Here is an 11,430-nt window from a genome sequence, read left to right as displayed (position 1 = left end):
GCGCCCCCGGCCCGCCGGCGCCCTCGCTTTCGGAGAACCCCCCCCGCGAGTTGGGCGTTGGGGGGGGGGGCGGCGGCCCGCCCCCCCCCCCCCCGCCGATCCGTGTACGGGTTGCCGAGGCCGGACAAGGCCCGCCTCGCCCGGGGAAAGGCCTCAGTCCGCCGCGAACCTGCGCAGGTAGGCGATCTCGTCCTGGCTCAGCCGCCGGGGGGAGGCACTCTCCACGTCATAGGCCACGATCACCGAGCGGGCCTTGACGAAGATTTCGTCATCGTCGCGGATCTCGTACGCGAGGGTGAACCGTACCGGACGGATCTCCGTCACCCACGACTCCACCCGGACCGGGTCGGGACGGAAGGTGAGGGGGCGCCGGTAGTCGATCTCATGCCGGGCGATCACCAGCCCGGCGAAAGGGGCGTTCCCCTCGTGATGGGGGTCGATGTGGAACATCCCCATCCGCGCGTCCTCCAGATAGTCGAGGAACCGCACGTTGTTGACGTGACCCAGCGAGTCGATGTCGGCGAACCTGACAGTCCTGGGGAACACATGTCGGTGGCCATGGCCGACCTCGCCCGCGACGCTCTGTCCAAACACACCCAGAACCGTAGCGAGCCCCCGCTGCCCGTCGTACGGCGGGGCACCGGAGGCTCGTTCGGTCGCGACCGGGAGAGCACCTGACACGGCCCGTGCCAGGTGCCCCTGCCCGTCCCGGAAACCGGGGTCAGTCGCGGGTGAGCTTGCGATAGGTGACGCGGTGCGGCCGGGCCGCGTCGGCACCCAGACGCTCGATCTTGTTCTTCTCGTAGTCGGCGTAGTTGCCCTCGAACCAGAACCAGTTCGAGCCCTCTTCCCAGGCCAGGATGTGGGTCGCGATGCGGTCCAGGAACCACCGGTCGTGCGAGGTGATGACCGCGCAGCCGGGGAACTCCAGCAGCGCGTTCTCCAGGCTGGAGAGTGTCTCGGTGTCGAGGTCGTTGGTGGGCTCGTCGAGCAGGAGCACGTTGCCGCCCTGCTTGAGGGTGAGCGCCAGGTTGAGCCGGTTGCGCTCTCCGCCGGACAGGATGCCCGCCTTCTTCTGCTGGTCCGGGCCCTTGAACCCGAACGCGGCGATGTAGGCGCGCGACGGCATCTCGACCTGGCCGACCTTGATGTAGTCGAGCCCGTCGGAGACGACCTCCCAGACGTTCTTCGTCGGGTCGATCCCGCCCCGGCTCTGGTCGGCATAAGAGATCTTGACGGTGTCACCGACGATGATCTCACCGCTGTCCGGCGTCTCGCTACCGGTGATCATCCGGAACAGGGTGGTCTTGCCGACACCGTTCGGACCGATGATGCCGACGAGGCCGTTGCGCGGCAGGTCGAAGGAGAGGCTCTCCATCAGGACGCGCTCCTCGAAGCCCTTGGTGAGCTTCTCGGCCCGGATCACCGTGGTGCCCAGACGCGGGCCCGGCGGGATCTGGATCTCCTCGAAGTCGAGCTTGCGGTACTTGTCGGCCTCGGTGGCCATCTCCTCGTAGCGCTGCAGGCGCGCCCGGCTCTTGGTCTGGCGGGCCCTGGCGTTGGAGCGGACCCACTCCAGCTCCTCCTCCAGGCGCTTCTTGCGCTTGGCGTCCTTCTGACCTTCGAGCCTGAGCCGCGCGGTCTTGGCCTCCAGGTAGGTGGAGTAGTTCCCCTCGTACGCGTGGCAACGGCCGCGGTCGAGCTCCAGGATCCAGTTGGCCACGTTGTCCAGGAAGTAGCGGTCGTGGGTGACGGCCAGGACGGTGCCCGGGTACTTCTCCAGGTGGGACTCGAGCCACTGGACACTCTCGGCGTCGAGATGGTTGGTGGGCTCGTCGAGCAGGAGCAGGTCGGGCTGCTCCAGGAGCAGCTTGCAGAGGGCGACCCGGCGGCGCTCTCCACCGGAGAGCTGAGTCACCTCGGCGTCCGGCGGGGGGCAGCGGAGGGCGTCCATCGCCTGCTCCAGCTGGCTGTCGAGATCCCAGCCGTTGCGGTGGTCGAGGGCGTCCTGGAGCTTGCCCATCTCGTCGAGCAGTTCGTCGCTGTAGTCGGTGGCCATCAGCTCGGCGATCTCGTTGAAGCGGTCGAGCATCGCCTTGGTCTCGGCGACGCCCTCTTCGACGTTGCCGAGAACGGTCTTGGATTCGTTGAGGGGGGGCTCCTGCTGGAGCATGCCGACGGTGAAGCCGGGCATGAGCCGGGCGTCGCCGTTGGACGGCTGCTCCAGGCCCGCCATCATCTTCAGCAGCGTCGACTTTCCGGTGCCGTTGGGACCCAGGACACCGATCTTGGCGCCCGGCAGGAACGACAGCGTCACGTCGTCGAGGACGACCTTGTCGCCGTGCGCCTTGCGCACGCGCTGCAGTGTGTAGATGTACTCCGGCATGCCTTTAGTTTAGGGCCTGGAAAGTTCAGCTAGGGGCGGCCTCGGATCCGGGCCTGCGGGCCGGAGGCACGATGGTGGCCGACAGGCAGATCCGGTCGCGGCCGAGCTCCTTGGCACGGTAGAGGGCGAGGTCGGCCGCGGCGAGCAGTTCGATCAGGTCGTCCCCGTGCACACTCATGATCGCGACACCGACCGAGATGGTCACGGTGATCATGTTGTCGTCGGCCGGGACTGCCATCCGTCCCACCCGGGAGCGCAGCCGCTCGGCAACCCTGCGGGCCTCTGTCACGTCGGCCCTGGGCAGCAGGACGACGAACTCCTCACCGCCGAACCGGCCCACCACGTCGTAGTCGCGCAGCTGGCTGCGGATGGTGTCGGCCACCCCGACGAGGACCTGGTCGCCGATCAGGTGACCGTAGGTGTCGTTGACCCGCTTGAAGTGGTCGATGTCGACGATCAGCAGCGCGAGCGTCTCCCCCGTGCGACGCGCTCTGACGATCTCGGTGTCGGCCTCTCGCTGCCAGGCCGCGGCGTTCAGCAGGCCGGTCTTGAGGTCGGTGCGGGCCGCGGCCTGAAGCTGGGCGTGAAGCAGGCTGCGCTGGAGCAGCACCACCGGGGGCAGCGCCAGGACCAGCAGAGCCGGATTGAGCCCGCAGGTGATGGAGATGATGACGCCGAGGCAGAGCTCGACGACGTCGAGGAGCAGGTTCTCCCGGTTCCACAGGACCTCCCGCCAGCGGCTGTCGGGGTCGGCGGTGTGCGCCGCGATGGCGATCAGCGCGGTGTTGATCACCGTGAACAGGACCGCGCAGCCGACGGCCACCAGGATCGGCCCGCCCTCGCCCCTGGTCAGCGCGTTCAGGTCACCGACCGCGGCATGGAAGAGCAGGGAGGCCGCACATCCGGCCAGGCCGATCGCCGCCGAGCTGAAGACCCGCCGGTAGACGACCGTCGCGCGCACCCGCCTCTGCAGCAGGAACTGGAGCGGAATGGGCGCCAGAAGCGCGTAGAGCGGCGGGAGCAGCAGCGCGGCGGGCAGCCACCAGGCGGAGAGCAGGTCCCGGTGGACACCGGCCGGCATGCCGAGCCTCCGGGTCGCCTCGATGCACACGGCTCCACACGCCATCAGCGCGGTGAAGGTCAGCACATCGGACCAGCGGAAGACCCCGGATGCCAGGAAGAACACGATCGCGGCGAGATCCAGCGCTACTACCCCGCAGAGGTAGCCGACCAGCGGGCGACGCTGTCCAAGCAGGGGCCAGCGATCGGCCAAGGGTGTCATGCCGTCGCGCGGTTTGACCGAGGTGTGGCTGGGAGCCGCCATGTCGTCCCCCTCTCCGACTAACGATGTGTAACACAATAGTTGCGGAGTGTGCGACGCGCGATGGGAACCGCTACCTTTGACGGAGTGGGCCAGCCCACCGGTTGACCTACGTTTTGGAAACCGCTCCCTCGCGAGCGGGCCGTGTGGGAAAGGAGCAAGCCATGCTGCGGGGCGTGACCTGGACCTAAACAGGTGTCCTGGGCATCTGACACGGGCAAGACCATCGGCTGGTTATCTCGGCGTCCCCGCGCTTCCGTGGTGAGACACCGACCGCGTCCGGCCGATGCCCCCTCACTCCGCCCGAACCAGGCCCTATTACCGTGCGAGGCCTTGCACTTCCGTCAGACATCCCGCCCCTGCGAAGTCCGCACTTCATCGGAAGCCTGCCCGTCCTCATCTCCCGTCCGAAATCTTCTCCGCTGAATCTTCCGTTCCAAGTCTTGTGTTCGAATCCGCCCCATCCCGCTGTCCGCGTTCTTCCCCTGCGCGGACCCGCACCCATCCCCCTGCCCGAATTCGACTCCCTGCCCACCTCGAACGATTCCTCCACCCACCTCTCCGGTTCCGAACAGCCGATCGGGTTGGGAGGCCCGCGGCCCGGGCCTCCCAACGGGAGGCGGCTCAGGCCGCCACGCGCTCCCGTGTCGGCCAGGGCGCCTCATCGCTCACATCTGGGTGGATCTTCACCGCGCCCGGCACGGCCCCGGCCGTTTCCTCCCCGGTGACCCCCGCGGCCGGGTCGTCGGCATCCACCGCCTGCACCCGCCTCGTCGTGCCCTTCGCCGCCTTCCTTCTCCTGGTCACGGCCTCTCCCACCGCCGGCTCCTCCCCGGCGGAGCCGTGATCCACCGCACGCGAGGCGGCCTCTGCGGCCTCTCCGTGAATCGCACCCCCCTCGGCCGGCCCGCCGCCCGGCGCGACCCGCTCGTCGTCGAGACCGGCCCGCAGCGGAGGCAGGGCGCCGGGTGCCCCCGCCTCGACGGGGGCACCGCCGCTCATGGCCCAGTCGGACGTCTCGCGATCGAGCTCGATCCGCTCCGCGCTGCCCAGGGCCGCGACCGGGCCGCCGCGCTGTGGCTTGCTGAAACTCCCCAGCCCCCAGCGCAGGTCGTGTCCGAGCGAGTTGGCCTCCACCTCGGGCATGAATCGGCGCTCACCCTCGTGGGTGAACTCGCGGATCCGCAACCGTCCCTGAACGACGACTGGCTGGCCCAGCTGGACCGACTGGGCGACGTTGTCGGCGAGCCCGCGGAAGCAGCGGACTCCGAAGTAGGTCGTCTCACCGTTGCGCCACTGCTGGTTCTCCCGATCGAAGTAACGACTCGTCGAGGCGATCTTGAGCGAGGTGACCCGGGAGCCGTCGGGGAAGGTGTGCTGGCGCGGCGTGGCCGCGACGTTACCGGTCAGCGTGACGTAGATGTCGTTCATCGTGCCTCCCATGAGAGCCGGCCGAGTGCCGGCGGCGTGAAAGACACGATGGTCCGAGCCGTACCCCTCGCGAGTCACCGAATCGCGCTCTGGGGACAACCGCCGGACACTCGACCAAGCTGTGGACAACCCCGGGAATCAGCCTCGCAGGCTCCGCATGGCCGAGTAGAACTCGTTGTAGCGGGTCAGCTCGCGCTCCACCGGCTCGATCACCATGCTCTCCGCGAGCCCGGCGACCCTGCGGCGCATCTCGCGCTCCAGCGCGTCACGCTCGTTGCCCGCGCCGAGCACGATGAAGTTGCGGCTGGCCACCGCGGTGAGCAACCCGAGCCCGAGTACCGAGAGCATCATCAGCCCCACCCACGGCAGCGAGGCGGCGTCGCCGAACACCTCCAGCCCCGCCGGCGGCTTCCCGGTGCCGAACACGCCGTAGACCAGAGCCGTACCGACCCAGGCGAGGCCCGCGACGAAGAGCAGGACCAGCAGGTACTGCCAGGCGAGAAGCAGCCGCCACCAGCCGGGCACCCTGTCCAGGCGCGGTGCGACCTCTGAGAGCTCCTCCGACAGCACCTGGGGCAACTGTGCCGAGCGGGAGCGCGCGGCGTCCCTGATCCCGCTCTGCCACGCCTCGTGCATGCCGGAGGTCAGGCCGTCGGCCAGGGCGTGGACGGCGGTGTCCACCTCGGCCGGCTGCGCGCTGACCGAGCCACCGGTCAGGCCGCGGATCTCGTCTCGCAGATCGCCCAGGCGCAGGCTGTTCAGCGGATCAGGACGGAGCTTGGCCGCCCAGCGGGTGTAGGGCCAGCCGACCCACTCACCGGACCTCGCGGCGTAGACGTTCTCCATCGCCTCGCCGACGGCGGGGACTCCGGCCGCGTCGCAGAGGGCGTCGGTGAGACCGATCCGGCGGGCGTCGTCAATGGAGGAGGGCGGCGCCGGGGTGCCGTCGGCGGGCATGACCTTCGCCAGGCGGAGCGTCAGCCGGTCGAGGTCGGCCTCCAGGCGCTGGGTGGCGGCCCTGCGCCTGGACACGGTCTCGGCGAGGACCGCCTTGAGGTCGTCCACGCCCGTACCCGTGATCGCCGAGGTGGTGACGACCACGGGGTGCTCGACCCCCTCGCGGTGGAGCAGGTCCTCCAGGTCCGCGACGCACTCGGCCAGCTCCTCCTCGTCGAGCCGGTCGGACTGGTTGAGCACGAAGACCGTCACCGCCTCATGCCCGGCCAGGTCGGTCACGTAGCGCCGGTGCGTGGAGGCGTCGGCGTACTTCTGCGGGTCGAGCACCCACACGACGAGGTCCGCGACCTGGATCAGCCGGTCGGCCTCGGTGTCGGTCAGCGCCCGGATGGAGTCGTGGTCGGGCAGGTCGAGCAGGATCAGCCCGTGCAGCCGGCTCTCCCCGCGGTCCAGGGCACTGGCCCGCGCGAAGCGGTGGCGCCACTGGATCTGCAGCCAGTCGAGCAGCGGGCCTGCGCCGTCCAGGCCCCAGACGCAGGCGTGGGTGCGGGCCGTGGTCGGGCGGCGTACTCCCGTCGGCGACAGCTCCAGGCCGGAGATCGAGTTGAACAGCGTCGACTTGCCGCTGCCCGTGCCCCCCGCGAGCGCGACCACCGTGTGGTCGGAGGAGAGCTTGAGCCTGTCACCGGCACGCAGCAGCAGCTGCCCCGACTCGGTGAGGAGCTTGGGCTCGACCCTGCCCGGCCCCAGCTCCACGATCCGAGCCAGCGCGGCGAGCCGGCTGCCGAGCCCTTGGCGTGACTGGGTGGTGCCAACACTCATCGGGCGACCTCAAGGTTGTACGTTGCCTGGTAAAGGCGGGTGGCGGCGGATTCATCCGGTATGCCGGCGCCATCGAGAGCCTGGATGTAACGCGCCGTCTCGTCGTCGAAGAGCATGCCGATCCGGGCGCGGAGATCGCTTCGGGCCTTCACCCCGATGTTGCGCAGCGACTCCGCGCCGAGCAGCGCGTGTACCAGCCGTTGCGGCAGCGCACCGGCGCCGTTCCGCGCCTCCGAGGCGCCGTAACCGAGCAGCCCGATGGTCAGGATCAGCGACAGGGACTCGACGTCGAACGAGATCACCCTGGCCACCGATCGCTTGGTCACCCCCTCGGTGCGGATCAGCTCGGTGATGTGCTCCTGCCAGGCCGCGATGGTCCGGCCGGCCCTGCGCGGGAGATCGTCGGACGCGCGCCCGAGCTCGGCGGCCGTCGCCAGGACCTCCTGCGCGCCCGGACGGTTCAACCAGCGCGAGGCGGCCTCCTCCGCGGCCCGTTGCGCCGCCGAGACGACCACCGACTCCAACCCCGTCCGCAGCGCGGATCTCAGCGCACTGAGCCGCTCGGGTGCCTGATGGCTCGCCTTGCCCGCGAGACGGCCGGGCTTGCGCAGCTGGAGGGTACGCATGAGATCGCCGGAACCGGCGAAGTCCTGCCAGCGGGCGAGGACCTCACCCCGGAGCAGCGAGCCGTCGCTGGTGCTCTCGTCGATCTCGACCAGCGCCTGGGCATAGGCGCTCTCCACGTCGGCGCGGAGGTCTCTGCGGAAGGCGACCTGGATCTCCAGCTGCTTGGCCAGGGCGGGGACACGAGTGCGGAAGCTGTTCAGCACCCCGTCCAGGGTGGCCCGCACGGCCTGATCGCGACGTCGCTCGTCAACCGACAGCTCGGTCAGCCAGAGGCGCAGCTCGCTCACCTCGTGGTCGGGGAGCATGCCGTCGGTGACCTTGCCCTCGTTGACGACGAACCGGTCGACCTCGCCGAGACCGTACTCGGTGAGCATCCTGACGAAGTGCTTGGTGATCACCTCTCTGGACTTGGGCGGCACCCTGGAGAGCACGATGGCCAGCTTGGCTCCGCGCTCCTTGGCCAGGCGGAGCAGCCGCCAGGCCGGGGCGTCGGCGTAGCGGGCGGCGGTGGTGACGAAGATCCACAGATCGGCCGCGTCGAGCATGCGATGCGCGATCTCGTGGTGCTCCTCGACCACCGAGTCGATGTCGGGGGTGTCGAGCAGTGCCACACCGGGAGGTAGGCGCTCGGTGGAGACGAGCACAAGGCCGTCGGAGGCCGCCTCGGGGTCGGGCTCGCTGAGCCGCCGGAGGCTACCGAGCAGGTCGCCCTTGGCGAACCACTCGTGATCGTCGGGGTGGCAGGCCAGGACAGGCGTTCCGGTCGTCGGACGGCGCACGCCGGTCGCGCTGACCCTGGCGTTGGCCAGCGTGTTGAGGAGCGTGGACTTGCCCGCGCCGGTGGAGCCCGCGACCACGACGAGGGCGGGCGCGGTGCTCGTGTGGACGCGGGGGATCACGTAGTCGTCGAGCTGGGCCAGGATCTCACTCTGGACCCGCCTGGCCTCCTCGGCCCCGGGGATGTCCAGGCCGAAACCGAGGTCGGTGACACCGGTGCGTACGGCGGTGAGCGCGCTGCTCAGGGCTTCGGAGACGGCGTCGGGAAGCGGCGTCTCCCGCATCCGGTCGCCCGGCGACCCCGCGTCCTCCTCGCCTCCGGCCTTCTCGTTCCCGTCGTTCCCGTCCGCGTCGCCGGCCCCGTCCAGGACCTCGGCACCGGCCTCGCCGTCGCGCCGGGTCTCTCCGCCGCTCTCATCGGTCTCGTCCTCCCGCGGAGCCTGCTCATCGATCTCGGCGGGCTCGGCGTCGCGCTGAGCCCCGTCGCCGGCCAGGGCCCGCTCTCCGGCCTCGCCGCCATCCTCGGCTCCGCCGGCGCCAGGCATCCCGGCGTCGCTCTCCGCTTCGTTTTCCGGCCCCTCGCGACGCCCCTCCCGCCGCGCGTCCCCGATCTCACCGTCATCCGCGAGGAGGACGACGACCTCGTCGGACTCGGCGCCCTTCCCGGGCTCCTCCTGCTTCTCCTGGGGTCTGTTCACCCGAAGGGGCGGAGCGGCGGCCTCGGCGCCGGGAACTCCGGGCGCGGGCCCGCCCCCCTCGGCCCGGGGGGAGAAGCCCTCGTTGGCCGTACGGGAGGAGCCTGCGGCACCTTCTCCAGGGGCGGAACCGGAGGCGCCACCCCCGAAAGCGCCGGGTGCGGGAGTGGTGGGAGCGCCGCCGCGGGGAGCGCTCGGGGGAACGGGGGCACCTGGGCGAAAGAGCGCACCGGGACCGGCCTGGGGAGAAGGTGTGACGGGGCCACCGCCGGCACGGGGAGCGCTCGGGAAAGCGGGCCCTGGACGGAAAGTCGCACCGCGAGAGCCCTCGGCGGGGCCGTCCCCGCGAGAAGCTCCCGCAAAACCCCCCTGGGAGGCGGGAGCACCCGGCCTCGGAGGGGCACCGGGAGGAGTGGTGGCAGGGCCACCACCACGCGAAGCGCCGGGGGAAGGAGGGGCACCCTGGCCCGGGGCCGCCCCCGGCGGGGCGGGAGCGCCTCCACGGGGAGCACCCGGCGAGGCGGGGCCACCACCACGGGGCGCCCTCTGCGGGGCGGGGGCACCGCCGCGGGAAGCGGCCGGGGAGGCGTTCGGACCGGAGACCGCACCGGGCGAGGCCGTGGCGGGACCGCTGCGGGAGGCACCCGGAGGACGGCTGCCCGGGGCGTCGGCGGAGGTGGGCTTGGCCACCTCCCGGGAGGTGGTGATGGCGGCGATCGTGGCCTGGGCGGCGGCCGCGGCGGCGTGGAAGGCCGCCATCGCCTCCTTCGAAGCGGGTGGGGCGGCTGGATCGGCCGCCCCGCCCGGGGCGGCTGGACCGGCCCTCCTGCCCGGAGGCGTGGCGGGACCCGCTGTTCTGCCGGGGGGCGCGGCGGGACCGGCCGCCCCGGCGGCGGGCCGGGTGCGGGCGCGGATGGAGGCGGCGTCATCGTCTGGACGGATGGCGCCGAAGGTCACCGTCTGCTCGCCGGGGGATTCCTGGTCATCCGGCGGGGGGCCGCCAGATGGCTCCTGGGGGGTGCCGGCGAGGCGAGGGTCACGGCCACCACCCGAATGGGGAGGCCTGTTGGAAGCCGATTTCACGGTACTCGCTCCGCTCGAACCATCTCGACCTCCTGGCCGACCTTCACGACATCACCGACGATCACGATCGCAGGGGGCCGAATCTCAGCCGCGCTTACGCGCTCCGCCACGGTGGAGAGCGTGGCGTAAAGAGCGCGCTGGGTCGGAAGGGTACCGTCCTGTACCACCATTACGGGAGTTTCCGGCGAACGTCCGTTATGGAGCAGCGTTTCGGCGATCACCCCGATCCGTTCGACCGCCATCATAAGCACCAGCGTGCCGCCGGATCTGGCCAGATTGGGCCAGTCGACCGTGGATCTCTCGTCGCCCGGCGGGACGTGTACGGAGATCACATGGAATTCCTGGCTGACGCCGCGATGCGTCACGGGCACGTTGGCGGCGGCCGGTACCGCGACCGGGCTGGTGATGCCGGGGACCACGACCACCGGGATGCCCGCGCGGGCGCAGGCGAGCAACTCCTCGCCACCGCGGCCGAAGACGAACGGGTCGCCTCCCTTGAGCCGGACCACGAACTTGCCCTGCCTGGCGTGCTCGATCAGCAGCTCGTTGATCCTCTCCTGGGCCATGTAGCGACCGTAGGGGATCTTCGCGGCGTCGATCAGCTCGACGTCCGGGGAGAGCTCGTCGAGCAGGGCCTGCGGGGCGAGACGGTCGGCGACGACCACGTCGGCCTGGGCCAGCAACTGCCGTCCACGGACCGTGATCAGGCCGGGGTCGCCGGGACCGCCACCGACCAGGGCGACGCCCACGAGCTTGGTACGGTTGCGCCGGGCGTCGACCGTACCGTCCCTGAGAGCGCCCACCACGGCGTCCCTGATCCCGGCGGCACGCCGGGGATCGCCTCCGGCGGTGATCGCCACACTGATCTCGTCCACCTTGCCGCTGGCGGGGGTCCAGGCCGCGGAGGCGTCCTTGTCGTCGGCGCGCACGCACCAGATCCGCTTCGCCTCGGCCTCCTCGGCCACGGCGGCGTTCACCTCGGGGTTGTCCGTGCAGGCCTGCACCAGCCAGGCCCCGTCGACGTCGCCGGCCTGGTAGCGCCTGGCCTCCCAGGTCACGCGGCCTGTCGCGATGAGATCGTCGAGGGCGTGCGTGACGCTCGTCGAGACGATGGTGACCAGTGCGCCCGCGTCGAGCAGCGCCGGCACACGCCGCTGGGCGACGCGCCCACCGCCCACGACGAGCACCCGCCGCCCGGAGAGGCGCAAGCCGAGCAGGTAGGGCGACATGGCGACCGATCTCCCGTTCACGAGGAATTGTGAATCATGACGTGCTTAAGAGGTAAACCTACCGGCTAACGACGCTCTCTTTGCTGCACCTGTGTTAACAGG

Annotated in this window: 7 protein-coding genes; all 7 read right to left on the bottom strand. The window is 70.7% G+C overall.

Annotated features, from left to right (window positions below; translation table 11 throughout):
• Positions 1–153 precede the first annotated feature (153 nt).
• Positions 154–594, bottom strand: a complete 441-nt coding sequence (locus tag ABZU75_RS19900) for a thioesterase family protein (protein ID WP_355555952.1) — start codon at positions 592–594, stop codon at positions 154–156.
• 127 nt (positions 595–721) lie between these two features.
• The gene (gene ettA, locus ABZU75_RS19895; RefSeq protein WP_355555949.1) at positions 722–2,386 is read right to left on the bottom strand and encodes an energy-dependent translational throttle protein EttA; all 1,665 of its coding nucleotides are present in this window, start codon (positions 2,384–2,386) and stop codon (positions 722–724) included.
• Between the two features lie 25 nt (positions 2,387–2,411).
• A complete protein-coding gene (locus ABZU75_RS19890) occupies positions 2,412–3,710 on the bottom strand; it encodes a GGDEF domain-containing protein (RefSeq protein ID WP_355555946.1) in 1,299 nt (432 codons plus the stop codon).
• A 621-nt stretch (positions 3,711–4,331) separates the two neighbouring features.
• Positions 4,332–5,138, bottom strand: a complete 807-nt coding sequence (gene ssb / locus ABZU75_RS19885; protein ID WP_355555943.1) for a single-stranded DNA-binding protein — start codon at positions 5,136–5,138, stop codon at positions 4,332–4,334.
• A gap of 138 nt (positions 5,139–5,276) precedes the next feature.
• Entirely contained in the window at positions 5,277–6,917 is a 1,641-nt protein-coding gene (locus ABZU75_RS19880; protein ID WP_355555940.1) for a GTP-binding protein, read from the bottom strand.
• The gene (locus ABZU75_RS19875) at positions 6,914–9,019 is read right to left on the bottom strand and encodes a dynamin family protein (protein WP_355555937.1); all 2,106 of its coding nucleotides are present in this window, start codon (positions 9,017–9,019) and stop codon (positions 6,914–6,916) included. The genes ABZU75_RS19880 and ABZU75_RS19875 overlap by 4 nt, the downstream gene beginning before the upstream one ends.
• A gap of 1,076 nt (positions 9,020–10,095) precedes the next feature.
• The gene (cobA, locus tag ABZU75_RS19870; protein WP_350921630.1) at positions 10,096–11,328 is read right to left on the bottom strand and encodes a uroporphyrinogen-III C-methyltransferase; all 1,233 of its coding nucleotides are present in this window, start codon (positions 11,326–11,328) and stop codon (positions 10,096–10,098) included.
• Positions 11,329–11,430: the final 102 nt, after the last annotated feature.

Source organism: Streptosporangium sp. NPDC005286, from assembly GCF_040607515.1.
GTDB lineage: Bacteria > Actinomycetota > Actinomycetes > Streptosporangiales > Streptosporangiaceae > Streptosporangium.
This window is presented reverse-complemented; position numbering and strand designations above follow the sequence as displayed.

What these genes read in the sequence shown, in the direction of transcription:
- ettA (WP_355555949.1), bottom strand. Translation starts at nt 2,386, where the DNA reads ATGCCGGAGTACATCTACACACTGCAGCGCGTGCGCAAGGCGCACGGC.
- ABZU75_RS19890 (WP_355555946.1), bottom strand. Translation starts at nt 3,710, where the DNA reads ATGGCGGCTCCCAGCCACACCTCGGTCAAACCGCGCGACGGCATGACA.
- ssb (WP_355555943.1), bottom strand. Translation starts at nt 5,138, where the DNA reads ATGAACGACATCTACGTCACGCTGACCGGTAACGTCGCGGCCACGCCG.
- ABZU75_RS19880 (WP_355555940.1), bottom strand. Translation starts at nt 6,917, where the DNA reads ATGAGTGTTGGCACCACCCAGTCACGCCAAGGGCTCGGCAGCCGGCTC.
- cobA (WP_350921630.1), bottom strand. Translation starts at nt 11,328, where the DNA reads ATGTCGCCCTACCTGCTCGGCTTGCGCCTCTCCGGGCGGCGGGTGCTC.